We start from the raw sequence: 25,323 nt of genomic DNA, 5'->3' as shown, positions 1-25,323 counted from the left end.
GCCACCAAGCCTGGCGGCCAGCCCTGAAGCCGATCAAAGCGAATACGACGCCTGTCGGGCTCGGGCGCGCATGCGCTGGTAGCCCCAAAGCGCGACCAACAACACTGCGGCCCCGCCGGCCAAGGCCACGTTGAATCCGGCCTGGGCACCCCACCTATCGACCACCTGCCCAGACGCTGCGGCACCGCCGGCAACTCCAACGTTGAGACCGGCGAGCAACCAGGTCATCCCTTCAGTCAGCTTGCTTTCGGGAACGATGCGCTCTACCAGCGACATCGCCACGATCATGGTCGGGGCGAAGAACAGTCCCGCAACCAGCACGGCAATGGCCAGCCCGATGATGTTTCCCACCACCAGCAGCGGCAAGGTTGTCGCCGCCGTCGCCAACCCACCCAGCAGTAGCAGCTTGTGTAGCGGGGTATCGAGTTTCAGGACACCGAACACCAGCCCCGCGACACAGGAGCCGATGGCATAACAGGACAGCACCACGCTGGCCGCAGCCGGCATGTCCATCTGCTCGGCGAATGCCACGCTGACGATGTCGACCGTACCGACGATCAAGCCCATAGCGACCATCAGCAAGGTCAGCAGGCGTACGTCGGCCAGCCTGAACACCGACATGCTGTCTTGCCCGGTGGCGGCATCGGCCTCTACTGGCGGCTCGGTGCCGACCTGCACCGCCAAGGCGAACACGCCGACGGCCAGGAACACGGCAGCAGCCAATGTACCGGCCTGCGGAAGTACCGCCACGCTCAGCCCCACCGAAATCGGCGGGCCAGCAATGAAGGTGACTTCGTCAAGAACGGTTTCCAGCGAGTAGGCTGTCTTCAGTTGCGCCTTGCCGCGGTAAATCGCGGTCCAGCGCGCGCGCACCATCGCCGACATGCTGGGCATGAAGCCGGCGAGCGCGGCCCCGACGAATAGGGTCCAGTCCGCCAGCCGCCAATAGCTGCAAGCCAACAGCAGAAGGATGCCCAGCACACTGAGCCCGGCGGCGGCCGGCAATAAGCGGCCCTGGCCATGGCGGTCGACCAGGCGCGAGATCTGCGGCGACATCAGTGCATAGGTCAGCACGAAGGTGGCCGCCACCGCACCGGCCAGGCCGTAACTGCCGGTGATCTGAGACAACATGGTGATGATCCCGATACCGGTCATCGGCAACGGCAGCCGGGCCAGCAGGCCGGCCAAGGCGAAGCCCTTGGCGCCTCTGGCCTGGAACAACTCGCGGTAGGTACTGAACACGCTCGACTCTCCTTATCGAAAGGCCCTTGGGCAGTCACGCTCAAGGTAAAATACATGCAGCTCGTATGATTAAAACCTTATTATCATACGAATTGAATGTAAATACTCGACGGGGAACGTCCTTATTCAGCCGCCCTGCCCCGTGACGCCTTGCGTGTCGCGAGCACTCGTTCGCCGTTGAGCGAGAGTTGAAGGTGTGAGCGATGAGGCCCCCAGGCCAGTCGCCACGAACGTCGCTGCAGTCAGCGCACAATTGTAGAGCTTGCTGGAACCACCAAAGCCAACGGCCAAGAACCCTATGCATGGCTTCGCCACGTACTGGAGGACTTGCCGCATGCCGCGAAGGTTGAGGATTACGAATCGCTATTGCCGTGGAAGTGAAAGTCGGGGAAGCCACGGTAAACCAAGCCCTGACCTTGCGGCAGGAGGGGAACGTGCATCGGTTAAGAATCGCAAAAAGCCCTGAATAATCAGGGCTTTCCTCACGCCTCTGTCCCATTGGGCCGGCGCGCTGCGCTTGCCATTTGACCAAAAGATTCAATGACGTGAACCGTCGCATATCTCTGTCGCAGATCACGCGCATAGGCTGGCCCTGCGTTGGAGAACCCTGCGATGACATTGTAGGGACTTTTCTTTCACCCCATTTTCACGACACCTAGGCAACACTCGTCCTATCCCCCCGTGTGATAGAAGCTCCCATTAGCCCGCCTAGCAGCGGGCTTTCTTTTGCCTAGAATTCGGCCGTTTGTCTTCTGAGTTGTCCGTTCAGCAGGCCCAGGCTGTCCCTTGAGGACACTAGCTAGAGCCACTCTCATGCCACAACTCATCAGATTTATAACCCTACCCCTGGCCTGTAGTCTTCTGTGGGCTTGCTCTGCTCCTGAGACGAAGTCGCCTGTGGAGACGCCTGGCAGGCCCGAATCCGCAAAGACTCAGTTGCTGGAAGCCGGCGCCGCGACCTTGCAGGCCAAGCCGCCCATTGAGGCCATCAACGCCTACCTGGATGGCTTCCACTTTTACAACGGACATCCTGATGTGCAGATGGAAGCGCATCACTACTGCTCCATCCTGAATGAGGATGTCATCCAGTGCGTCATCTTCGACGGTAATATCAAGGAAGCGAAGATCATGGGTGTCGAGTACATCATCGACGAAAAGCTGTTTGCTGGTCTGCCGGCCAACGAGAAGGCGATGTGGCACAGCCACGGCTATGAAGTCTCGTCCGGTCAGTTGGTTGCACCAGGCATCCCCGCGACTGCTGAACATGCGCTGATGGAGCGGCTTGCCCATACCTACGGGAAGACATGGCACACGTGGCACACCGACCAGGATAAAGCTCTTCCTGTGGGCGTTCCGCAGTTGATGATGGGGTTCACAATGGATGGCCAGGCTGACCCGGCGATGGTCGAGCAGCGCAATCGCCGTCTGGGGGTGGATGCGGCAAAAACCAAAGCTCAGCGGGCTGACATTCAAATCCCTGCGGCTGATCCCAAGGCGGATGGTTGGCAACACGGCAACGTTATTCAGATCACCGATCCAACAGGTGCTCATCTGCATCGTCCCGCCACGTCGACATCTGAGAAAGCGAACAGCCGTTCCAGCCAATAGGGAAATGCGATGGGCAAGACCTTGTGACACCAATAAAGTTGAACAAAAAGGCCATCCTCACGTGCCGAAGGTGTGGCGCAATTGCCCATTATGGCGATCTGATGCAGGCAGAAGGCAGACGGCTCATCGCCGACATCCGGCAGCGTCTGGCACTCTTGGAAGTTATCTAGCCGCGCTCAGATAGCCACACTATACCATTGCAACGATCTTTATCACACGATACGTTGCGCTTTACCATCTTTCGCGCCCCCGGTCAGCTCGCACGAAAGTAAAGGAAGCATCCCGCACTCTCCCGGCATCCGAAGAAAACACAGACTCTCTGTGTGAACACACGAGGTGCGAGATCATGGCTAACGATCAAGACAAGGCTGGTCAGCAAGGCGGCACCGCTCAAAACAACCCTGGCAATTTTGCCAATGATCCACAACGGGCGTCTGAAGCCGGCCAGAAAGGTGGTCAAATGTCCGGCGGGAGACCTGAGAATCAGCAAACGGGGCATGGCAGCGGCAGTAACCTTCAGGAAGACGATCCTCAGCGTGCCGGTGGTGCAACCCAACGGGGTGGCCAAGGAGGCCATTCCACCGGCATTAAATCTGACCGGGAGGAAAGTATGGACGATGAGTCGCAAGCGATTCAGGACGAAGACAGCGGAATGACGGAAGACAATCGCTGAGCAAATAGCCAGGGAGAGGGATAACCCTGGCTTCCCCAATATCTTCGAAGCCACCATTCAAGAATGACGGAATGACCGGCTAACGAAACAGTACAGTTTTCCCAGTTGATAGGCGAAAAAAAGCCCGCGCACAAATCGCGGGCCGATCAGAGAGCAACAACCGCCCTGATTAGTTATCCAGCTCGTCCTTGATGATCTTGCCGTCGTGCGGATCGACCTGAAACTCGTACTGCTTGCCGTCAGCTTTCATACCTTCGCCCTCCCAATGACCATCATCGGCCTCGATCTTGGTGATCTGCGTGTAGCCGGCGCCTTTTAAGGTAGCTTCGGCCTGATCCTTGGTTACTTTCCAATCTGCTCCAGGCTGATCCGCCCATGCTGCAGTGCTTGCCATTGCGGCGACCATGGCGAAGCCTGTGAACAGTCGAGTCATCGCTTTCATCGTTAACATCCTTTTTCGTGACAGTTATCGTTCCGACCCTCACGCTGATCTCGCCGTTCAGTTTGAGTGCGGGTCGACACCGAAACTGAGGTCTCTTCATGGAGCTCCGGCAGACAAGCAGTCGGGTGAGACTTCATAAATCGTTGGATCGAGTTACTCGAGCTTTCCCCGCGTGATAGTGCTTGCCCGCCTAGCAGCCGGCATTCTTCTGACCATTAACCAGGCACGCCTTCTAACCCCACCTTGGTTGGCCAAGCTCCTTCTCGTATCATCAGCCCTCCCCACCTGGAATGATTGTCGTGAAGCCGTCACCCGGAAGTGCCCAGTCCATCCCTGCGAATGCCCACGGCCCGAAGTGGGATGTCGGCGAAGCTGTCAGCCAACTTTCCTGGGACGACTTGCGGATCATTAAAACGCTAAGTGACTGTAGCAACCGCTCTGCCACGGCCAAGAAGCTCGGCATCAATGTGTCCACCGTCTCGCGCCGGGTCGCGCAAGTTGAGAAGACGCTTGGGGTCGCGCTTTTCGATCATCGCAAGGCGGGGTATCTGCTGACTGCCGAAGGCGTCGAGCTGCGTGCACTGGCCGAGCGCGTTGAGCTGGACATCGTCAGTGTCACCCGCAGGGTGTCCCGCGCCGGCCAAGGCCCCCTGGGAAAGCTGCGAATCACTACCAGCGACTCGCTGCTGCTGTACTTTCTCACGCCGATCATCGCGGACTTCAAAGCCCTCAATGAGGGGATTACCATCGAGGTGTTGGTCGGCAACCAGACGTTGAGTTTGGCGAGGGACGAGTCGGATATTGCGGTGCGCGCGACCAAAAAACCGACGGACACCCTCGTGGGCCGCAAGCTCGCCAACATCGCGTGGGCGGCATATGGCAGCGTCAAGCAGGCGGCGATTACCGATCCCTTCGCTGAGGGTCAGGCATGGGTATCCTACTCGGGGGGCCTGTGCGGTTTGAAGGCAACGAGCTACGTCGAATGTCGAGTGCCCTCGGAGCATATTGCTTACCGCACTGATTCCGTGGCGGCAGCAAGTGCCGCTATTGCGGCGGGCCTCGGTTTTGGTTTCCTCCCCTGCATGCTGGGCGACATCACCCCGGGGTTGGTTCGAGCCGGCCCAGTGGTGCAGGAGCTTCAGGATGAGTTATGGCTGCTCACCCACCAGGACATCAGAAAGTCCTGGCGGGTAAAAGCATTCATGACGTTCTGCGCGGCTGCCGTGGCGGACCTTAAACCTCTGGTCGAAGGTCAGCAGGCCATCCCTGCTTCCTAGTTGAAATCGGAGGCGCCGTTTATTTGGCTTGGGCGCCGATCACAGCACGACACACGATCTCGATCAGCTGGGGGCGCTGTGCAAGCCGCGATACACCGATGATATTACTGGCCGCCTGCGGTCGCTCGGTGCCATAGGCCGCCTTGCGCACCTTGCCGACTACGGCAAAGGCTGCGTCCATGTCCAACACATACAGCGTCTCCTCAACGACATCCTGCATCGTAGCGCCATACAAGGCCAACAGCTTGGCGATGTTGTCGTAGGAAACCCGCATCTGTTCGCCCATTGACGAAAAATCGCTCGGACGACCGTCAGCATCCAGTGGCGCCGGCGCTACCAGGTTGCCCTCTTCGTCATGGTTGAACTGCCCCGAGATGAAGATCTCGTTGCCAACTCGCCGCGCTTGCGGATAGCCGTAGCCCTCTTCCCATGAAACGCCCCAGTAGGCGGTGTCGTCGTTGAAAGGTCGTGAAGCAGCCATTGGATTCTCCTTGGCGAAAAATGGATCGACGTGATCCGACTGGCCGAGATCCTAGCACCGGATTGAACGTCATCCAGGGTGCATTAATGCGCCCACAAGAGCGCAAATGTGCGCCACTATTTCGCTGAGTGTTTCGCTATCTTGTGCTGGCACTCGGCGACATCCCGCCGAAAAACTCTCGCCACCGTTCAGCAAAAGGGAAGAACAATGAGCAAGCCACACACTGAAGTCCTGACCCCGCTCAACAGCCAACTGATCTTCATCGATCAGCAACCGCAAATGGCTTTTGGCGTGCAGAGCATTGACCGGCAGACCCTGAAGAACAACACCGTGGGCCTGGCCAAAGCAGCCAGGATCTTCAATGTTCCCACCATCTTCACCACAGTCGAAACCGAGAGCTTCTCCGGGCATACCTACCCCGAGCTGCTCGCGGTATTCCCTGACGCTCCGCTGCTCGAGCGCACGTCCATGAACTCCTGGGACGACCAGAAGGTACGTGACGCGCTGAAGAAGAATGGTCGAAACAAGATCATCGTTTCGGGCCTGTGGACTGAGGTCTGCAACACCACCTTCGCGCTGTCCGCCATGCACGATGCAGGCTATGAGATCTATATGGTTGCCGACGCTTCCGGGGGCACGACCAAGGAGGCTCACGACTACGCCATGCAGCGCATGATCCAGGCGGGCGTGGTACCAGTTACCTGGCAGCAGGTGCTACTGGAGTGGCAGCGCGACTGGAAAAACCGCAACACCTACGATGCGGTCATGGAACTGGTCAAAGAGCATTCGGGTGCCTACGGCATGGGCGTCGACTATGCCTACACCATGGTGCACAAAGCGCCAGAGCGCGTTCAACACGGCCCAACCCTGGCCCCCGTGCCCGCATCGGTCTGATGCCTGATCAGCCCCAAAGTTGGTTCCTGATCAACAAGCGGGGCTGGATCGAGCTGATCCGGGCTACCAATCGTTACGGAGTGTTCTGAAGCGTCAGACGAGGCTTCAGCGAATCGTGCTGCCCGGATCAAGCCATCTACAGATTTTCAGGATGAATTGATCCCATGAACAGTACTAAAGGCATCGTTATAGCCACCGTCGCGATTCAGTCGACTGGGCGGCTCAAACCCTGGCAGGTCACAACGGCCAAGCAGATGATGTTGGATCATCTGGATACCGGCATATCGGTCACCGCGCTTCCCGCAGCATGCGGGCTGTCGCGCAGCATGCGGGCTGTCGCGCAGCCATTTTTCGCCTTTGGCATGGCAGGAAAGGACCAAATGATGCTGCCCCTAAGCACTTGTCATAGCATCAAAGCGTTGAATGCCTGGCTTGCCCAGCGCTATCGGCGTTATGGCACGAGGTGATCCATCTGCAGTACAACGGTCTCAGCGTCGCAGAAGTCCTGGACTGGGGTCAGCAGTCGGCGCCATCCCTCTCGGATCGTCATGATTGCCGATGATGGTGTGATTGCCAGCCATGGACCCATCGCAGGCCTGAACTGTCCTCGCAGCGGTAAAGCCAGTTTTGGCGTCTGGCAGCCTGAGCGCTGACCCCATCCCGAATGTCGTGGTCCGTCTGACAGGCCGTGAAGCACCACCCTCAGTCGAAACCCACCTGCAACTGAACGTACCCTGTTGCCGATACTGCGCACTATGACCGGTTGCGTAGCACGGATGAGCAGGTAAAGGATGCATTATTGACTAATGGACTTCAATAACGAAACACCCGTCATCTCTTTGGGCTGCGGAAGATCTAGGATATCCAGAATGGTTGGAGCAATATCACACAGCCGACCATTACTAAGACCAAATTTACTCCCACCGGAAATGTAGATAAGAGGAACGGGATTAAGCGTATGGGCAGTGTGAACTTGTCCGGCCTCTGGATCCCACATCTGTTCAACGTTGCCGTGATCTGCAGTTATCAGACAATTGCCACCCGATACAAGCACTGCATCTACAACACGCCGAAGGCATTGATCGACGGCTTCCACAGCTTTTACAGCAGCTTCAAAAACACCACTATGACCAACCATGTCCCCGTTAGCATAATTACATACAATCAAGTCATGATTGGCACTTAAAATTTCCGCGACTAGATGATCCGTCAACTCAAAGGCGCTCATCTCGGGCTGAAGATCGTAGGACTCAACCAGCGGAGAGTTAACAAGAATCCTCTTTTCCAGTGAGCATGGCTCTTCCTGCCCCCGTTAAAGAAAAACGTAACATGGGCATACTTTTCTGTTTCGGCAATTCTAAGTTGAGACCTTCCCAGCCGGGCCATGTACTCACCCAGGCTGTTTCTAATAGGCTCGGGCGGAAAAGCACATAGCACATCAAACTCTTCTGCGTAGCGCGTCATAGTGAGCATCTGCTCTTTTCCTATGACAAAAGGTCTCTCGAACTCAGAAAAATTGTAATCAGTGAGCGCTCTACAAATTTGACGAGATCGGTCAGGCCTGAAATTCAATAGTATGACTGCATCGTTTTCACTCATGACAACAGGGCTACCAACCGAGGTTGCCTGGACAAACTCATCGGTTTCGTCACGTGCATAGGCTTCTTGAAGAGCCTCCTGCGCAGTATCATAGTGAAACTTGCTTTGTCCTTGAACAATTAACCTGTAGGCCGTCTCTACCCGACTCCAGCGGTTATCTCGATCCATTGCATAGTAACGCCCTACTAACGACGCGATCCGACCTCCGCCATTGTTTGCCAACTCAAGCTCAAGGGCAGAAATAGATGATGAAGCGCTTTTGGGTGGGGTATCTCGTCCATCAAGGAACGCATGAACATAGCACTGCTCGATACCATTCGCCGCAACCAAACCGGCTGCTGCAACAAAATGATCCAAGTGACTATGTACACCGCCAGGTGACAATAAACCAAGCAGATGAACTGAACCACCTCGTTGTCTTGTACGTTTCAAAACCTCTAGAAAAGCATCGTTCTCATGGAATGAGCCATCTTCGATACTTTTGTTGATCCGCGAAAAATTTTGATAAACGATCCGGCCCGCTCCGAGGTTCATATGACCGACCTCGGAATTGCCCATTTGACCATCAGGAAGCCCTACAGCGATACCGGACGTCGCAATCTCACTGTGGGGGTAATTTTCGAAAAGGTAATCCAGGGTCGGAGTGTTGGCAGCAGCTAACGCGTTGGCTTCCCGCTGAGACCTGAGTCCAATTCCATCCAAAACAATTAGAGTGCAGGTTGGCATATGAAAACCTCTGAATAATAATCCTGGCACGTACGGCTCATACATCAACTTAGAAGTAAACCGTGCGCGCAATGGTCAGTCGGCATCTACGAGGATTGTCCCAGCACCTTAGGACGCCTGGCCTTCAAGAGCCTCCTCAATACGAAGCAAACGGTTGTACTTCCCAACACGATCTGAACGACACAGCGAGCCGGTTTTTATCTGCCCGGCGTTAGTCGCTACGGCCAAATCGGCAATTGTTGTATCCTCCGTTTCCCCTGATCGATGAGAAATCACTGCAGCATAACCAGCCTCTTGCGCCATACGTATGGCATCAAACGTCTCACTTAAAGTTCCGATTTGATTAAGTTTGATCAAAATGGAATTGGCAACTCCTTGTTCGACACCCTTGCGCAGAATTTTTGGATTAGTGACAAAAAGATCATCCCCCACCAGTTGAACTTTCTGCCCCAGTTCAGCGGTTAAGTATGCCCACCCATCCCAATCACTCTCATCCAGACCATCTTCGATAGACGCAATCGGATATTTTCTACAGAGATCAGCAAGATAGTCAACAAACTGCTCGGAAGTCAGAGACCTCCCCTCACCTGCCAAGTTGTATTTACCATCCTTGTAGAACTCGGAGGCCGCGCAATCTAATGCCAACATTACGTCTCGGCCTAGCTCGTAGCCTGCGCGACTAACAGCTTCGGCAATAACAACGAGCGCTTCTTCATTCGAGGCCAAGGAGGGTGCGAAGCCACCCTCATCACCAACAGAGGTACTTAGGCCACGCTCTGAAAGCACGGCCTTCAAGGTATGAAATATTTCAGCGCCAATTCGCAAACCCTCTCTAAAATTTGGAGCTGAAATCGGCTGAATCATAAACTCTTGGATATCGATATTATTATCAGCATGCTCACCACCGTTGAGGATATTCATCATCGGCACAGGCATAGAGTAAGTGGGGTTACCGCCAAATAGCTTCGCAAGGTGTTCGTACAATGGGATACCTTGCGCGGCTGCGGCAGCTTTAGCTGTGGCCAAAGAAACAGCAAGAATAGCGTTAGCACCAAGAATTGACTTCGAGTCAGTACCATCAAGAGAGATCATTGCTTGATCAATTAGTCGCTGATCCAGTGCGTCCAGGCCTAGAATGCGCTCGTGGATCGCGACATTCACGTTTTCGACGGCACGCATTACTCCTTTTCCCTTGTAACGCCATGATCCATCACGCAGTTCAAGGGCTTCTCGGGAGCCGGTGGACGCCCCTGACGGTACGCTGGCCTCCCCTGTTACTCCACAACCTAAAATAACGACAGCCTCTACGGTAGGGTTGCCTCGAGAGTCCAAGATCTCACGAGCGAAGACCTTCTTGATGCGAGTAAGCTCACTCATCACTACTTTCCTCCAACTGCGATGCACATTCGGCATATTGATAATGAGCGCCCAGCAACTCTTGCTGCTCGGCAAACTCAGCTCGAATATCAAAATCGCGCGGCCAATCATCAGACTTAAAATCTTGATCCAAAGCAGACCCAACAACTTTCTGTTGAACAATCATTTGGAACCCTCTGGTAACAGCGGACACCCCTGAAGTTACTCCCAGGGGAGTACCGGTAGCGTGAAGCCGCCGCATTTATTCGACAAGGATTAGAGGCAGAACTTTAAGGGCATCAAAGCTGATGCATCCACCTCTAGAATCAATTCAATAAACTGAGCGTTATACTTGGAGGATTTTCATGCCGTTCGTACCCCCCACCACATTGTAACTGTCACCCTTAGTTAGAATTATCCGGTCTCCAGGCTGTACCAAATCACGCTTGCGCAATTCGCCGATAGCGGCTTCGCTTACTGCTTCAGAGGGCAGTGAGGCAGGGTCAAACGCTATCGGATAAACACCACGGAACAGCGAGGAGCGAGCCTGGGTAGCGCGATGAGGCGAAAGCGCATAGATCGGCACATGAGAACGAAGCCGAGACATAATCAAGGGTGTGAAGCCACTCTCGGTGAGCGAGATGATTGCCTTTACACCAGGAAAGTGGTTCGCGGTGTAGAGTGCGGCCAGCGCAATGCTTTCGTCACAACGCCCAAAGGTTGTATGCAATCGATGACTAGACTTTACATTGGTTGGATGCTTTTCAGCCCCGCTGCAAATACGAGCCATGGCACGTACTGCCTCGACAGGGTATGTCCCGGCAGCGCTTTCAGCGGACAGCATTACGGCGTCAGTATTGTCGAGTACCGCATTGGCCACATCTGACACTTCAGCGCGGGTAGGCATCGGACTGGAGATCATCGACTCCATCATCTGGGTCGCAACGATCACCGCTTTGTTGTTGCGCCGGGCATGCAGAATGATCTTCTTTTGGATAGCGATTAGCTCCGCATCTCCAATCTCCACACCAAGATCTCCCCGAGCGACCATGACCGCATCACTCGCTGCGATCAGCTCATCGAGCGTCTGATCATCGGCAACAGCCTCTGCTCGTTCGATTTTCGACACCAGCCAGGCTGTCCCTCCTGACTCGTCACGCAGCTTGCGGGCGTACTCCATATCCTTGGCATCCCGAGGGAATGAAACGGCCAAATAGTCGAGATCCATTTGGGCAGCGAGTTTGATATCAGCTTTGTCTTTTTCGGTAAGGGCAGGAGCAGTGAGCCCGCCCCCCTTGCGGTTTATCCCCTTGTGATCTGACAGAGGCCCGCCCACAGTGACGATGCAATGTAAGGCTTCGGGCGTAGTCGACTCTACCCGCATAACCACGCGCCCATCATCAAGCAGCAGCTCGTCGCCGACACCACAATCCTTTACCAGGTCGGGGTAATCAATTCCCACAACCTGCTCATTGCCTGATGTGAGGGGATGGCGCGTGGAGAACGAGAAAGTATCGCCAACCTTCAACTCGATCCGTTTGTTAGTGAACTTCGCAATACGGATTTTAGGGCCCTGCAAATCGCCCAGCAAAGCCACATGCCTACCGTGTTTGGCAGCGATCTCACGAATCAAGCGAGCGCGAGCAATGTGCTCACTTGGACTGCCATGAGAAAAGTTCAAACGCGCCACATCTAGCCCGGCCAAGATCAGCGCTTCAATGACTTGCGGCGAATTACTAGCTGGGCCTAGAGTTGCAACAATCTTTGTTCTACGGATGGTCATACCGATACCTTCCAGGGACGAGGATGCTCTCATCTCACTGAGTAAGTTCGAAAATTAATTGCTGGCTGAGCACACAGCAATGCAAGATGGGGTTTACAGCCGAGACTGCGTACCTCCCGGGAGGCACGCAAATGCCTGGGTCATTCGTCGACGATGTCCCCGTCTTTTGTCTCGGCCGACAGGTAGACACAGAGTCCAGAGAAAGCCGCGAGTGCTAGGGTGAGCATCGAAATCGCATAAGGCGAACCGTAATGGCTCAGGAGGAATGCCCCGACAATTGGAGCGGTACCTCCGCCTACGATTCCGCCGACGTTAGTAGACATTGCGAAACCCGTGAAGCGAGCGCTAGGCCCAAAAGCTTCGCCCGTAAAAGATGGCACTGCCCCATATACCAAGCCATATCCGGTCATGAACAGGCACGACCCAGCGACCATTGGCCAGAACTCGCCGGTTGAAAAGAGGTGCCAGAAAGGAAAGGCTGCAAGTGCAGTCACGACAAAACCAATTAGCATCATGGTACGGCGGCCAATACGATCTGCCATCGCCCCTGCAAAAGGTACAACTACCAGGTGAGTACAAATTGCAACCATTGCGACTGACAGCACGAATGCATTAGACAGGCCTAGCTCTCGCTGGCCATAGCTCAGGGCAAATACGGTGAAGAGGTAGAAAGTCGAGAAATGGCAGATGTTGGCGCCTGCAACCAACATCAGTTGCTTAGGATAGCGAGTGAACAAGCGAAGCGCTGGTGATTGCGAGTCGCCAGGCGTGGCAGCCCTCTTCTCAGCAGTCTTTTCGAACACTGGAGACTCGGGGACTTTGGAGCGGACAAACACCCCTACTATCAGCAACGCAAGGCTGGCGATGAAAGGAATACGCCATCCCCAAGCGGTGAAATCCTCTTTAGACAGCAAGGCACTGACGATCAAAAGCATGCCAGCTGACGCGATGAAACCAAAGACTGGGCCAATGTTATTGATCGCCGCATAGAACCCTCTCCTTCTTCTTGGGGCATGTTCTAAGAGCATAAGCACTGCGCCACTGTATTCGCCCGCAAACGCGAAGCCCTGGATGAAGCGGAGCACGCAGAGCATGATAGGTGCCCAAATGCCAATGCTGGCATAGGTAGGCAAAAGACCAATGCCTACAGTGCTCAAGCCCATAATGATAAGCGTGAGGTACAGCAGCTTTTTACGGCCAATCCTGTCCCCGAAATGACCAAGTACAAGCGACCCTAGTGGACGTGCCACGAAAGAAATTGCGAATGACGCAAGAGAGGCCAGTCGGGAAACTGTTTCGTCAGTCCCTGGAAAAAACAGAGGCCCAAAAATAAGGGCAGCCGCGGTGCCATAAAGGTAGAGGTCGTAGGTCTCTAATGCTGTTCCGAACAGGCTTCCGGCCACAACATTTTTCATGGATTTCTTCTCGTCATGATCCATGTGATCGAGGTCACTTTCGACAGGGCTCGATATAGAGGTATGCATGGTTTCACCTTTTGTTATTGTAGATATGCAAGTATTTTCTTGCTGAAAGACCCTCAGAGATTATTCAAGACCTCTGAGTGCTTTGACGAAATAATCACGATCTCCCATCTGCCCACCTTTGAGAGCAATCTCCACATCCTTCAGGTACGACTCACGAGAGTGCATTTGGCACAAAGGAGCGCCGGGAGAAATATCAGACTTGATAACCAGAGCATCGGGTGCAAGCACTTTGGTTACTTGGCTCGATGTGTCGCCGCCCGAAACCACCAATCTTTTCAACGGGAATGCCTTAAGGATTTCAAGCGCAACTTGGCCCACTTCCATTGCTAGCTGCTTCCCACCCTGAACCCTCGCCTCATCACGAGGCAGGCCTTTTTGCAGCATTGCCTCGATCATCTGCTCGATCCGAGAATCGCATGGGCCTTTGGCAGTGTGAATCAGAACCGATCGCCCCTCTTCGAGGTGGGATACAGCGGCCATGACCACATCTCGTATCGCGCCACTTTTTCGGCACTCAGTAATCAATGCGGCAGCATCGACTTCAAGCTCTACAAACCCGTAATCAATTGCCGTTTCAATCTGGGACTGACTCAACGGCGAAGCACTGCCTGAGATCACCAGTACCTGCTCTGCCGGTTTCAGAGGTGCGGCCAGCGACGCTCGTGGCGGAAACACCCCAGCGGTACGCCAGTATTGTGTGAGGCCATACTCCACGCCGGAAGAACCGACAACGAATATGGGATCTGCCCCTGATGAAAGCTCGGTCAATACTTGGCCAGCGGTGGTCATATGAGAGTCGTCGGTACCATCAAACAGCACTGCATCGTGCTGCTGTGACATCTCGTCGACTAATCGGCTGAGCTCAGCACTCCTTTCGAGCTGGCGAATATCAACTTTGCCGATCGACAAGTTCTTTTGCTTGCCGATATGGATACTCAAGTCCGCTTCATGCATCGGGGTAATCGGGTGAGCACTCATGATCGGGTGCCGGTCAATCCTGTGAACCTTGTGATCTGTCTTGGACAAGGCATAGAGGTTGCCGAACACACAGTAGCGGCCCAGTGCAGGATTGCCTGCGATGATCGGGATCCCTTTGACATCATAGATGCGGGATGCCAGCTCAATGACGTGGCCAATGCTGCCCACGGAGTCGGCGCTGTCAAAAGTCGAGCAAACCTTGTAGTGAATCAGCGCTGGCGACAGACGTTTGATGCCCTCGAAAATCGAGGGCAGCACCGCATCCATCTCTCCATTGGACAAAGCACGGCTGTCACCGGCGATGCCGATGGCGTCAAATTCACCGAGTTCTGCCAGGCGCTCTGGGGTCGGAGGAGCGAGGAACAGGGCACACTTGAGTCCAGCAGCCGTCAGAACCTCTAAAGCATCTGTCGAGCCGGTGAAATCATCGCCATAAAAGACCAACGGGAGCTTGGTAATGTGCTGGGAGCTCATGACTTATTTGCCTCCGAACTGCTGGAGGGCAGCTGACAAGGCTGGCCTACCCTCTGCGTAACGTTCCAGAGACACATGCTGTACAGCCGCCTCCCAACCTTCACGCATGCTTTGAACGCCTGCTTCGATCCCCATCGGATGACCGATGATGCCGCCGCCAGCGAGGTGCATCAGGTCAACAGATTGAAGCCTGTTGAAAAGCTCAGGCGCCTGGCCCGCCCATTGACCGGAGGAGAAGACAGGCATCAAGGGGCGCATGCCGGCAAATGGAGCAAGGCAGCTCTTGGCAGAGGAGATTACGGAGTCGTCCGCCTCGTAGAACTTGCCCTGAATACCATTCACATGCAGATGGTCGATCCCGGCCAGCCGCCAGATCTTCTGATACACCTCGAATGAGAAACCTAACTGGGGATAACGAGTCAGAGCTCCCCAGCCATTACGATGACCATGAATAGGCAACTGGGCATGCTTTCGAATGTGCTCTACCGCCGAATGCCCAACCCAATTCAGGCAAAGCATCACGCAGGTACCACCCGCCTCAAGCACTGCATCTTGGCGGCGCATCATCTCGTCGATGCTGCCCGAGATGTTGATAGCATACATAGGCATGCGTCCGAGGCGATCTGCATGCTTATGAAGCACAGGCATCACAGCACTCAGACGAGCATCGAACGAAGCGTAGGTAGGATCGATGAGCAACTCATCATCCTTGATGAAATCGATACCTCCGGCGCAGAGCTCATCGACCACAGAAGCTGTCTGCTCGGGAGTAAGGCCGATACTCGGCTTGACGATGGTTCCAATGATCGGTCGGTCATGAACACCGGCTAGCGCCCTGGTGCCTTCAATTCCGAATTGAGGGCCAATGAATCCCGATGCGAACCGCTCGGGAAGCTCCAGATTTAGCACCCTCAGCCCGCTCACCTCGCCAATCTCAAAGAGATTGCCGGCAATGGTGGTGAGCAACGCTGGGATATTCGTTCCGATATTGGCTGTAGGGAATGCGATAGTGACCTCACCTCGATGGTAGGTCTCAGAGGGATTGTGGCGAGCCAGGTAGTCGCTGTGCAGAGAAGGGCTGGAAACGGATGGCAGCGGCTCGATAGCTACGACACGAGCACGAGAGCGTTCTTTAAGCTCCACCGATTCGCCAGGAAGTGAGAGGAAAGTACCGCTGGATTGCTCCCCTGCGATGACCTCGCTAACCCGTTCAATCGGGTAGCTGCTCTCTACAAAAAATCGGGCAGTAAACTCCTCTCGCCCGGCCTTGTGATCGACCATGATGGGTGCCTCAAATCTATTTGTTATTGTGAATCTGCCCGAAATGCACAAGGCAGTTTCAAATCAATATACATTGACCCTCTACCAATCCAACCGATATGATTTCCGTCGAGCGTGAGAAAAACTCACACTAGAATCCTAGCTATGGCCGAGGCTTCGGTCTTACGGAGGTGCGTATATGACGTCGCCAGTCAGGCCATCGCTCAACGCTCTACGAGCGTTTGAAATGATCGCGCGTAAGGGCTCGTTCAGCGATGCAGCGGATGCTCTGTGCGTAACTCACGGAGCTATCAGCCGTCATGTCCGAAGCCTGGAAGACGCCCTAGGTGTAATTCTGCTCACCCGAAATGCACATGGCACCAAGCTCACCCCAGAGGGATCACGCCTCGCCTCGGGCTTGGCCAGGGCTTTTGCCTTGATACAAGAGAGCATTGATGAGGTTCGCCCTCGCCCGCTCGAACTCTCCTGCTCCGCCTCGATCATGATGCATTGGCTGCTACCTCGACTTGCCAAGCTACACAGCAGCTTCCCCACCATGGAATTAGGCTTGAAAACGGGTCACGGCCCCATTGATTTCGCCCATGAAGGCGTCAGCGTCGCGATACGCCTCGACAGCATCGAACCACCGCCAGGGATCGAGCCGATACCCTTGACCAGCGAATGGGTAGGTGCGATCTGTTCGCCTGCTTATCTGGCTGCGTCCGGCGTCACAGAGGTGAGCGACTTAGCTAAAGAACGTTTGCTGACCACAAAAACACGCCCTCACGCATGGAAGGACTGGTACTCATCTATTGAGGAGGAACCTGGTGAGCTGCTTGAGATGGAGTATTTCGAACACTTCTACTTGCTGATCCAGGCTGCCAAGCTTGGCTTGGGGTTCGCCTGTGTCCCACGCATGCTGGTGGAGGCAGAGCTTGAAAGTGGTGCCTTGGTGGCTCCCTTTGGCTTTGTGCAAGGGACAGCAAAATTGGTTCTGTGGGTTTCACCCAATGCGAGGCTACGCACTGATACAGCAGATTTGGAAAAGTGGATAAAGAAAGAGATGGCTCAAAGCTAGACAAGCGCCCGCCTGGGCGCTTGTGGCATTGCCGACTACAGGTCGCCTGCGCCCCAGGCCAGGAACCCGCCATCCACAGGCAGAACAACACCATTCACGTAAGCGGCTACGTCAGATGCCAGATAGCTAACTGCGCCGGCAATTTCTTGAGTCGTTCCGTAGCGCTTAGCCGGAATAGCATTGCTATAAGCCTGGCGGAAGGTGTCGCTGTGCAACTCCTTGGTCATTGGGGTATCGACTGGGCCCGGCGCAATGGCGTTAGCAGTGATACCGTACTCACTGAGTTCCACGGCCATTTGCCGGGTCAGCGCAATGACTGCGCCTTTAGAGGTACCGTAAGCGGTTCGACCCTTGCCCACGGCACGCATACCAGCGACCGACGCGATGTTGATGATTCTGCCGAACCCATTTTTCCGCATGATTTGAGCGGCGAGTTGGCAGCACATGAACGTGCCAGTGACGTTGATGTGCATGGTCTTGTTGAAAACGTCTAGATCAAACTCCAGGAACGGCATGGTCTTGGCGATGCCTGCGGAATTCACCAGCACATCGCATCTGCCGAACTCGCTATCGATCCAAGAAAATGCATCTCTTACAGACTCCACCGAGGCTACATCTACCTGGCACGCGTCAGCTGTGAAGCCCTCCGCACGGAGCTGTCGCGAAAATTGCTCAGCCGCGTCGACGTTGATGTCACAAATGACGACATGATGCCCGTCCTTTGCCAGTGAAACGGCAGCTTCAGCACCGATACCCATCGCACCGCCTGTAACCACGGCGATTTTCTTGTCTGCGTACTTCATCGAAACCCTCTCTTGTTATGATCGCCAAAGGCTTATTGGATGGCTGAAGGCTAGAGCTGCCAGGGGGCTTTGCGCAATGGATAAAAACTCGTGCTTAGGAGAGGAAACCTCACACAAGCCAGCGCGATTAACTGCACCAACTGAAGCCCCATACTAGGGTGGCATACCGAGGGGTCTTCACAGCAAATAAATAGTGACTACGTTGAACACATAAAACTTTTAACTTCTATATGTCCACCAGAGGAAATAGCCGGGTGCTCGACAACCACTGAATTCACAACAGAGGTGAAATGTATGGGTGATGTCAAAATTTCCGCCATCCTTCCATCACATAAATATTTACGAGTAGCGACACCTGCCCACCACAGAGAGGTGCCTGATGACCAAGCAACGCCGCACCTTCACATCCGCATTTCAGCGCGAAGCCGCCCGCTTGGTGCTCGACCAGGCTACAACATCGAGGCGGCGCGGTGGCTTGGACTGGCTGAGTCAGCCTTGCCCAGGTGGATCGCCCAGCCTCTGCGGGAACGTGGCGGTGTTACACCGACCAGTGAAGCGCTGACGCCTGAGCAGCAAAAACCCAGGAACTGGTAGCGCGGATCATTTGGCAGGCGCAGGAGAAATCGATCCTAAAGAGCTACCGAGCGCTTGATGGCCGAGGAGCAGGAGCGCGCGCGTTAATCGATCAACTCTGCTGCGAAGCGCCGGTTGACCTGTTGTGCTCGCTTTTTGACATGAGCGCATCGCCTGCCCAGCAGGATACCGGCTGATTCCTGAATCAACGGCACATCTTGAAACGGCCGCATCAGCTCAACGACGGGTTACCGCCTGCGATCGCCGAGGACAAACCTTGCGCAGGGCTCAGGATCACTTGGCCACTACCAGCAGCTCGCACACAGCATGCGGAAATGATCAAAGAAATGCGGGCGCGATCCGTATGACATAGAAAATCAGAGCCCCAAAAACGCAAAAAGCCCTGACTAATCAGGGCTTTGAATATGGCGGAAGCGTAGAGATTCGAACTCTAGGATAGTTGCCCATCGACGGTTTTCAAGACCGTTGCCTTAAACCACTCGGCCACGCTTCCAGCTCGTTTTGCGGCCGCCATAATACCTTAATGAAACACGCTGTCAAACTCTCTGTGTCGCGGGTTGCAGGAGCTCTGATAGACTCCTAGCATCTGAACGTCCGAAACCACAGGTTTACCAAGGAGTGTCGCCATGCGCGAACAGGATTACGCCGTCCACCACGGCCAGCAGGTCGAGCAGCAGGAGATCAGCAAGGTCCTGCGCAACACGTACAGCCTGCTGGCGCTTACCCTCGCCTTCAGCGGTGTCATGGCTTTCGTTGCCCAGCAGATGCGCGTCGGCTACCCGAACGTGTTCGTGGTGCTAATCGGCTTCTACGGGCTGTTCTTCCTTACCAACAAACTGCGTGATTCGGCCTGGGGCCTGGTGTCCACCTTCGCGCTCACCGGTTTCATGGGCTTCATCCTCGGCCCGATCCTCAACCGTTACCTGGGCATGGCCGGTGGCGCCGAGGTAGTGAGCTCCGCGTTTGCCATGACTGCGCTGGTGTTTGGTGGTCTGTCGGCCTACGTGCTGATCACCCGCAAGGACATGAGCTTCCTCAGCGGCTTCATCACTGCAGGTTTCTTCGTTCTGCTGGGTGCTGTCGTTGCCAGCTTCTTCTTCCAGATCAGCGGCCTGCAACTGGCAATCAGCGCTGGCTTCGTGCTGTTCTCGTCGGTCTGCATCCTGTTCCAGACCAGCGCGATCATTCATGGTGGCGAACGTAACTACATCATGGCAACCATCAGCCTGTATGTGTCGATCTACAACCTGTTTGTCAGCCTGCTGCAGTTGTTTGGCATCATGGGTCGCGATGACTGATTGATTGCTATACCGCAAAAAGCCCGCTTCGGCGGGCTTTTTTGTGGGCGCTGGAAATGGGTTGAGCTGCAAGATGCTCGGGCCGTCATCCCGTTTTCTCTACCGCTATCCGCTATCACCCCGTAGAATGCGCTCCTTTTTTCTTCCGGGGCGGCTTTCAGCAATGAGCTCACACGAACACAGCCCAGGCGCAGCGGCGCCTGCCAATGAACTGGTGCTTGGTCTGGAGGACAAGCCACGGCTGTTGATCGGCCTGTTGGCAGCCCTGCAGCACCTGCTGGCGATCATCGTACCTATCGTCACCCCTGGCCTGCTGATCTGCCAGGCGTTGGGTGTATCTGCACGTGATACCAATTTGATCGTTTCGATGTCGCTGGTGATCTCGGGTATCGCCACCTTCGTCCAGTGCAAACGCTTCGGCCCATTTGGCGCGGGGCTGCTGATCGTTCAGGGCACCAGCTTCAACTTCGTCGGCCCGCTGATTGCCGGCGGTGCGCTGATGGTCAAGCAAGGTACGCCGGTCGAGGGCGTAATGGCGGCCATTTTTGGTGTGGTAATCGCAGGCTCGTTCGTCGAGATGGGCGTGTCGCGCATCCTGCCCTTCGTCAAACGCCTGATCACCCCGCTGGTGACTGGCATCGTGGTGTTGATGATCGGCCTGACACTGATCAAGGTCGGCCTGATCAGCATGGGCGGTGGTTTTGGGGCCATGGCCAATGGCACCTTTGCCAATGGCGAAAACCTGCTGATGTCGGGCGTGGTCCTGGCGATCATCGTCGTTCTCAACCGTATCCCGGTGGTGTGGATGCGCAGCTGCGCCATCGTCATCGCCCTGGTGGTCGGCTACGCGCTGGCCGGATACCTGGGCCGCCTGGACTTTACCGGCATGCACGAGGCCGCGCTGTTCCAGGTGCCGACACCGCTGCACTTTGGCCTGGGCTTCTCGTGGGCGCTGTTCATTCCGATGCTGGTGATCTACCTGGTCACTTCGCTGGAAGCCATCGGTGACGTTACCGCCACCAGCAAGGTGTCGCGCCAGCCGGTCGAAGGGCCGGTGTGGATGCAGCGGATCAAGGGGGGCGTGCTGGTCAACGGCGCCAACTCGCTGCTGGCCGGCCTGTTCAACACCTTCCCTAGCTCGATCTTTGCCCAGAACAACGGGGTGATTCAGCTGACCGGTATTGCCAGCCGTCATATCGGTATGTGGATTGCCGTGATGCTGGTGTTGCTGGGTCTGTTCCCGAGTGTTGCCGGGGTGATTCAGGCCGTGCCGGAGCCGGTGCTGGGCGGCGCGGCGATGGTCATGTTTGGCGCGGTTGCGGCGTCGGGGATCAATATTCTGGCCAGCACCCGGCTGGACCGTCGGGCGCTGCTGATTATTGCGGTGTCGTTGGCGCTGGGGCTTGGCGTGGCGCAGGTGCCGGAATTCCTGGCGCACATGCCGGCGGCGATTCGCAACGTGCTGGAGTCGGGCGTGGCTACCGGGGGGATTTGTGCGCTGGTGCTGAATTGGTTCTTGCCGGAGGGCAAGGAGCAGGCTTGAACCTGGAGATTGAATGAAAAGCCCGCGCCCGCTTGCACAAGCGGGTGCGGGCTTTTTTGCTTTATCATGGCACCATTCCCTTGCATGAGTTAGCCATGAAATTCGCTATCGCGGTGTTCTCCCCGGCCCATGCGCCCTCTTCGCGACGCGCCCTGCGCTTCGCCGAGGCGGTGCTGGCCGGCGGGCATGAGATTGCCCGACTGTTCTTCTATCAGGACGGGGTGCACAGTGCCTCGGCCAACGTCGTCGCCCCCCAGGACGAACTGGACGTGGCTGGCCAGTGGCACACCTTCATACAGACCCATCAGCTGGACGCCGTGGTGTGTATCGCCGCCGCCCTGCGCCGTGGCGTGCTCGACGAAGCCGAGGCCAACCGCTACCAGCGCCCGGCCGTGAACCTGCCCAAGCCCTGGGAACTGTCGGGGCTGGGCCAGCTGCACGAGGCCGCGCAAGTGGCCGATCGCCTTGTCTGCTTCGGAGGCGACTGATATGGCCAAGTCCTTGTTGATCATCAGCCGTCAGGCACCGTGGAATGGCCCCTCTGCCCGCGAGGCGCTGGACATCGCCCTGGCCGGCGGCGCGTTCGACCTGCCGTTGGGCATGCTGTTCCTCGACGATGGTGTGTTCCAGCTCGCGCCGGACCAGCAACCCGCCGCCGTGCAACAGAAGAACCTGGCCGCCAACCTGCAGGCGCTGCCGATGTTCGGTGTCGAAGAACTGTTCGCCTGCAACCACAGCCTGGCCCGCCGTGGCCTGGCAGCCGAGACCCTGGCGCTGCCGGTGCAAGTGCTCGATGACGCAGCGCTGACCGCCCTGATAGCCCGTTTCGACCAGGTGATAACGCTCTGATGAAAACCCTGCATGTAATTGCCCATTCCCCGTTTGGCGACGAGCGCCTGGCCAGTTGCCTGCGCCTGCTCGGTGCCGAAGATGCCCTGCTGCTGTGCGGTGATGCCGTGTATGCCCTGCGCACCGGCAGCGAGCCGCACGGCCATTTGCAAGCCGCCGGCCTGGCCCAGCGCCTGTTCGCCCTGGACGAGGATGTACAGGCCCGCGCGGTCGGCAACGACCTGGCAACGGCCGTGGACTACGCCGGGTTCGTCGAACTGTCGCTGCAATACGACAAGGTCAACAGCTGGCTATGAATACGCTCACCGTTGGCGATCAGGTGATCGCCCTGGACAAGGATGGCTTCCTGGTCGACCTGCAAGACTGGTCCCACGACGCCGCCGAGGCTTTGGCCAAGCGCGAGGGTATCCCGTTGACGGCGGACCATTGGGAAATCCTCGAACTGCTCCGTCAGTTCTACCAGGAATACCAGCTGTCTCCGGCCACCCGCCCGCTGATCAAGTACACGGCCCTCAAGCTGGGCCCTGAAAAGGGCAACAGCCCGCACCTTAACCGCCTGTTCAACGGCACCCCCGCCAAACTTGCCGCCAAGCTGGCGGGCCTGCCCAAGCCGACCAACTGCATATGACCGAACCTCGTCCGCTCACTCTGGAAACCCCCGCCGAACACCCGTTCGCCGAATTCGTGCGCATTCTCGGCAAAGGCAAGCGCGGCGCGCGTGGCCTGACCCGCGAGGAGGCCCGTGCAGCCATGACCCTGCTGCTGGAAGACAAGGTTGAAGACACTCAGCTCGGTGCCTTCCTCATGCTGCTGCGGCACAAGGAAGAAAGCGCCGAAGAGCTGGCCGGCTTCACCGAGGCCCTGCGCGCCCACCTGCAGGCGCCGCGCATCGCCGTTGACCTGGACTGGCCCACGTACGCCGGCAAGAAGCGTCACCTGCCCTGGTACCTGCTGGCCGCCAAGTGCCTGGCCAACAATGGCGTGCGCATCCTGATGCACGGCGGTGGCGCACACACTGCCGGGCGTATGTATACAGAGCAACTGCTCGACCTGCTGCAGATTCCGCTGTGCCGCGACTGGGCCGCCGTCGGCAACGCGCTGGACCAGCACCAGCTGGCATTCTTCCCGCTGCACGACTGGGCGCCGCAGCTGCAACGCATGATCGACCTGCGCAATACCCTGGGCCTGCGCTCGCCCATCCACTCGCTGGCGCGAGTGCTCAACCCGCTGGGCGCTCGCTGTGGATTGCAGAGCATCTTTCACCCCGGTTACCAGGCCGTGCACCGCGAGGCCAGCCGCTTGCTGGGCGACCATGCCGTGGTGATCAAGGGTGATGGCGGCGAAATCGAGGTCAATCCCGATGTCATCAGCCATCTCTACGGCACCACGGCGGGTGAGGCGTGGGATGAAGAGTGGCCAGCGCTGAGCGAACGCCGCCATGTCAAACCGCCCAGCCTGCAGGCAGAACACTTGCTGGCGTTCTGGCGTGGCGAAGTGGAAGACAGTTATGGCGAAAAGGCCCTTATTGCGACCATGGCGCTGGCCCTGCGTGGCTTGGGACAGCACCGCGAGCAGGCGTTCGTCACAGCGCAAGGCTACTGGGACACTCGAAATAGATCGATTTAGCCGATAATAGAACCCCGATCTTTGCGCTATTTCTTCGAACGATTTGGCCTAGACTGGGCTCCAACGACAAACAACTTTGTTTCAGGAGCTCACAATGGGCCTATTGATCGACGGCCGCTGGCACGACCAGTGGTATGAAAACGGCAAGGACGGCACGTTCAAGCGGGAGAATGCCCAGCGCCGTAATCAGCTGCCCGCCCCCGAGGCCGGCCGCTACCACCTGTATGTGTCGCTGGCCTGCCCATGGGCCCACCGCACCCTGATCTTTCGCGCGCTGAAAGGCCTGGAGCCGTTGATCGACGTGTCGGTGGTCAGCTGGCTGATGCAGGACCATGGCTGGACCTTCGATCAGCAGCAAGGCTCCAGCGGGGACCACCTCGACGCCCTGCAGTACCTGCACCAGCGCTACACCCAGGATGACCCGCACTACACTGGGCGCGTGACGGTGCCTGTGCTGTGGGACAAGAAAGAGAAGCGCATCGTCAACAATGAGTCGGCAGAAATCATCCGCATTTTCAACAGCGCGTTCAACGAGCTGACCGGCAATACCCTGGACCTTTACCCTGCATCGCTGCGCCCGACCATCGAAGCACTGAACGCGCGTATCTACCCCGCGGTGAACAACGGCGTGTACCGTGCAGGCTTTGCTACCACGCAAGACGCTTACGAAGCTGCCTTCGACGATGTGTTCAACGAGCTGGATTACCTGGAAGCCTTGCTAGGCCGCAATCGCTACCTGGCGGGTGAGTACCTGACCGAGGCTGATGTACGCCTGTTCACCACACTGGTGCGCTTCGATGCGGTGTACCACGGGCACTTCAAGTGCAACCTGCGCCGCCTGAGCGACTACCACAACCTGTCGAACTGGCTGCGTGAGCTGTACCAGTGGCCTGGGGTGGCGGGCACGGTGAACATGGAGCATATCCAGAAGCACTATTACATGAGCCACAAGACCATCAACCCGAACGGGATTGTGCCTAAAGGGCCTTTGCAGGACTTTGGTTTGCCGCATGATAGAGAGCGGTTGGTGGGCAAAGGGATTTGGCAGGCTTGAGAAAGCCGGGGCTGCTTTGCAGTCCATCGCGACACAAGGCCACACACAAGGACTGCGCCAGGCTTCAGATGTGTACGGCGACCTTCAGGGCTTCCAGCGCCAGCTAGACCTTGATGCCCAGCGCTGCACCCAGCTCCGTTACCCAGGGTTGATGGGCGGGTTTGCGGTGATGATGCTTCTCGATACCGCGCTGGGCTGAGG

23 protein-coding genes, 1 tRNA gene and 4 pseudogenes are annotated in these 25,323 nt (G+C 56.6%); 16 read left to right on the top strand and 12 right to left on the bottom strand.

All coding sequences use genetic code 11. The annotated features are described in order from the left end of the window. Positions 1–33: 33 nt before the first annotated feature. The gene (locus ACF8Q6_RS10650) at positions 34–1,242 is read right to left on the bottom strand and encodes an MFS transporter (RefSeq protein WP_392490763.1); all 1,209 of its coding nucleotides are present in this window, start codon (positions 1,240–1,242) and stop codon (positions 34–36) included. 267 nt (positions 1,243–1,509) lie between these two features. Here ACF8Q6_RS10650 and ACF8Q6_RS10645 point away from each other — a divergent pair. The 3 genes and pseudogenes from ACF8Q6_RS10645 to ACF8Q6_RS10635 all read left to right on the top strand — a co-directional run. Continuing rightward, positions 1,510–1,623 (top strand): annotated as a pseudogene (locus tag ACF8Q6_RS10645) (transposase domain-containing protein); the annotation flags it as partial. Positions 1,624–2,055: 432 nt separating this feature from the next. Continuing rightward, positions 2,056–2,850 carry an OBAP family protein gene (locus tag ACF8Q6_RS10640; RefSeq protein WP_392490764.1) on the top strand — a complete coding sequence of 265 codons (795 nt, stop codon included), beginning with the start codon at positions 2,056–2,058 and terminating at the stop codon, positions 2,848–2,850. A 346-nt stretch (positions 2,851–3,196) separates the two neighbouring features. Next, positions 3,197–3,523, top strand: coding sequence for a general stress protein (locus ACF8Q6_RS10635; protein ID WP_012051850.1), 327 nt, complete (start codon positions 3,197–3,199; stop codon positions 3,521–3,523). 169 nt (positions 3,524–3,692) lie between these two features. On the opposite strand, the gene ACF8Q6_RS10630 is transcribed toward ACF8Q6_RS10635, so the two are convergent. Next, complete coding sequence (locus ACF8Q6_RS10630; protein WP_012051849.1) at positions 3,693–3,965, bottom strand: PepSY domain-containing protein; 273 nt, start codon at positions 3,963–3,965, stop codon at positions 3,693–3,695. A gap of 290 nt (positions 3,966–4,255) precedes the next feature. On the opposite strand from ACF8Q6_RS10630, the gene ACF8Q6_RS10625 reads away from it, so the two are divergent. Further along, positions 4,256–5,242 carry a LysR family transcriptional regulator gene (locus ACF8Q6_RS10625; protein WP_392490765.1) on the top strand — a complete coding sequence of 329 codons (987 nt, stop codon included), beginning with the start codon at positions 4,256–4,258 and terminating at the stop codon, positions 5,240–5,242. 19 nt (positions 5,243–5,261) lie between these two features. Here ACF8Q6_RS10625 and ACF8Q6_RS10620 read toward each other — a convergent pair whose 3' ends face one another. Beyond that, positions 5,262–5,723, bottom strand: a complete 462-nt coding sequence (locus tag ACF8Q6_RS10620; RefSeq protein WP_003256717.1) for a RidA family protein — start codon at positions 5,721–5,723, stop codon at positions 5,262–5,264. 207 nt (positions 5,724–5,930) lie between these two features. Here ACF8Q6_RS10620 and ACF8Q6_RS10615 point away from each other — a divergent pair, with 207 nt between their 5' ends. Together ACF8Q6_RS10615 and ACF8Q6_RS10610 are read left to right on the top strand one after the other, a co-directional pair. After that, a complete protein-coding gene (locus ACF8Q6_RS10615) occupies positions 5,931–6,617 on the top strand; it encodes a hydrolase (RefSeq protein ID WP_392490766.1) in 687 nt (228 codons plus the stop codon). 404 nt (positions 6,618–7,021) lie between these two features. Next, positions 7,022–7,437: pseudogene (locus ACF8Q6_RS10610) on the top strand (hypothetical protein); the annotation flags it as partial. On the opposite strand, the pseudogene gpmI reads toward ACF8Q6_RS10610, so the two are convergent. The 7 genes and pseudogenes from gpmI to ACF8Q6_RS10575 form a co-directional block, all read right to left on the bottom strand. Continuing rightward, positions 7,414–8,942 (bottom strand): annotated as a pseudogene (gpmI, locus tag ACF8Q6_RS10605) (2,3-bisphosphoglycerate-independent phosphoglycerate mutase). The pseudogenes ACF8Q6_RS10610 and gpmI sit on opposite strands and share 24 nt — an antisense overlap. Before the next feature lie 108 nt (positions 8,943–9,050). Continuing rightward, on the bottom strand, positions 9,051–10,319 hold the full coding sequence (eno, locus tag ACF8Q6_RS10600; RefSeq protein ID WP_392490767.1) for a phosphopyruvate hydratase: 1,269 nt from the start codon (positions 10,317–10,319) through the stop codon (positions 9,051–9,053). Then, positions 10,312–10,485 carry a hypothetical protein gene (locus ACF8Q6_RS10595; protein WP_392490768.1) on the bottom strand — a complete coding sequence of 58 codons (174 nt, stop codon included), beginning with the start codon at positions 10,483–10,485 and terminating at the stop codon, positions 10,312–10,314. Before ACF8Q6_RS10595 ends, eno begins: the two co-directional genes overlap by 8 nt. A 159-nt stretch (positions 10,486–10,644) precedes the next feature. Beyond that, positions 10,645–12,081, bottom strand: a complete 1,437-nt coding sequence (gene pyk, locus ACF8Q6_RS10590; RefSeq protein WP_392490769.1) for a pyruvate kinase — start codon at positions 12,079–12,081, stop codon at positions 10,645–10,647. A gap of 140 nt (positions 12,082–12,221) precedes the next feature. Continuing rightward, positions 12,222–13,565: an MFS transporter gene (locus ACF8Q6_RS10585; RefSeq protein WP_392490770.1), complete on the bottom strand. Its 1,344-nt coding sequence runs from the start codon at positions 13,563–13,565 to the stop codon at positions 12,222–12,224. Positions 13,566–13,625: 60 nt separating this feature from the next. Next, positions 13,626–15,017, bottom strand: coding sequence for a four-carbon acid sugar kinase family protein (locus ACF8Q6_RS10580; RefSeq protein WP_392490771.1), 1,392 nt, complete (start codon positions 15,015–15,017; stop codon positions 13,626–13,628). A 3-nt stretch (positions 15,018–15,020) separates the two neighbouring features. After that, positions 15,021–16,298: a ribulose-bisphosphate carboxylase large subunit family protein gene (locus tag ACF8Q6_RS10575; RefSeq protein WP_392490772.1), complete on the bottom strand. Its 1,278-nt coding sequence runs from the start codon at positions 16,296–16,298 to the stop codon at positions 15,021–15,023. Positions 16,299–16,476: 178 nt separating this feature from the next. Between ACF8Q6_RS10575 and ACF8Q6_RS10570 the strand changes: the two genes are divergently transcribed. After that, positions 16,477–17,355 carry a LysR substrate-binding domain-containing protein gene (locus tag ACF8Q6_RS10570; protein WP_392490773.1) on the top strand — a complete coding sequence of 293 codons (879 nt, stop codon included), beginning with the start codon at positions 16,477–16,479 and terminating at the stop codon, positions 17,353–17,355. 35 nt (positions 17,356–17,390) lie between these two features. Here ACF8Q6_RS10570 and ACF8Q6_RS10565 read toward each other — a convergent pair whose 3' ends face one another. After that, entirely contained in the window at positions 17,391–18,158 is a 768-nt protein-coding gene (locus ACF8Q6_RS10565; RefSeq protein WP_012051834.1) for an SDR family NAD(P)-dependent oxidoreductase, read from the bottom strand. 379 nt (positions 18,159–18,537) lie between these two features. Between ACF8Q6_RS10565 and ACF8Q6_RS10560 the strand changes: the two are divergent. Next, positions 18,538–18,904, top strand: a pseudogene (locus ACF8Q6_RS10560) (transposase); the annotation flags it as partial. 253 nt (positions 18,905–19,157) lie between these two features. On the opposite strand, the gene ACF8Q6_RS10555 reads toward ACF8Q6_RS10560, so the two are convergent. Further along, positions 19,158–19,245, bottom strand: a tRNA-Ser gene (locus ACF8Q6_RS10555). Positions 19,246–19,378: 133 nt separating this feature from the next. On the opposite strand from ACF8Q6_RS10555, the gene ACF8Q6_RS10550 reads away from it, so the two are divergent. The 8 genes from ACF8Q6_RS10550 to ACF8Q6_RS10515 all read left to right on the top strand — a co-directional run bounded on the left by ACF8Q6_RS10550 (position 19,379) and on the right by ACF8Q6_RS10515 (position 25,122). Next, on the top strand, positions 19,379–20,050 hold the full coding sequence (locus ACF8Q6_RS10550; RefSeq protein WP_003251184.1) for a Bax inhibitor-1/YccA family protein: 672 nt from the start codon (positions 19,379–19,381) through the stop codon (positions 20,048–20,050). Between the two features lie 163 nt (positions 20,051–20,213). Beyond that, positions 20,214–21,593 (top strand): nucleobase:cation symporter-2 family protein, encoded by a 1,380-nt coding sequence (locus ACF8Q6_RS10545; protein WP_014590384.1) that lies wholly within the window; start codon positions 20,214–20,216, stop codon positions 21,591–21,593. A 95-nt stretch (positions 21,594–21,688) separates the two neighbouring features. Continuing rightward, entirely contained in the window at positions 21,689–22,081 is a 393-nt protein-coding gene (tusD, locus tag ACF8Q6_RS10540) for a sulfurtransferase complex subunit TusD (RefSeq protein WP_076402780.1), read from the top strand. 1 nt (position 22,082) lies between these two features. After that, complete coding sequence (gene tusC / locus ACF8Q6_RS10535; RefSeq protein ID WP_010954803.1) at positions 22,083–22,442, top strand: sulfurtransferase complex subunit TusC; 360 nt, start codon at positions 22,083–22,085, stop codon at positions 22,440–22,442. Continuing rightward, positions 22,442–22,738 carry a sulfurtransferase complex subunit TusB gene (tusB, locus tag ACF8Q6_RS10530; protein WP_144000312.1) on the top strand — a complete coding sequence of 99 codons (297 nt, stop codon included), beginning with the start codon at positions 22,442–22,444 and terminating at the stop codon, positions 22,736–22,738. Before tusC ends, tusB begins: the two co-directional genes overlap by 1 nt. Continuing rightward, positions 22,735–23,070: a TusE/DsrC/DsvC family sulfur relay protein gene (locus tag ACF8Q6_RS10525; protein ID WP_010954804.1), complete on the top strand. Its 336-nt coding sequence runs from the start codon at positions 22,735–22,737 to the stop codon at positions 23,068–23,070. Before tusB ends, ACF8Q6_RS10525 begins: the two co-directional genes overlap by 4 nt. Next, positions 23,067–24,068 carry a glycosyl transferase family protein gene (locus tag ACF8Q6_RS10520; protein ID WP_392490774.1) on the top strand — a complete coding sequence of 334 codons (1,002 nt, stop codon included), beginning with the start codon at positions 23,067–23,069 and terminating at the stop codon, positions 24,066–24,068. The genes ACF8Q6_RS10525 and ACF8Q6_RS10520 overlap by 4 nt, the downstream gene beginning before the upstream one ends. 94 nt (positions 24,069–24,162) lie before the next feature. Continuing rightward, a complete protein-coding gene (locus ACF8Q6_RS10515) occupies positions 24,163–25,122 on the top strand; it encodes a glutathione S-transferase family protein (protein ID WP_004576098.1) in 960 nt (319 codons plus the stop codon). Positions 25,123–25,323: the final 201 nt, after the last annotated feature.

Source organism: Pseudomonas sp. GLN_2 (assembly GCF_043106005.1).
GTDB classification, from domain to species: Bacteria; Pseudomonadota; Gammaproteobacteria; order Pseudomonadales; family Pseudomonadaceae; genus Aquipseudomonas; species Aquipseudomonas alloputida.
Note: the sequence above shows the minus strand (reverse complement) of the source record. Positions and strands in the feature narration are given on the sequence as shown.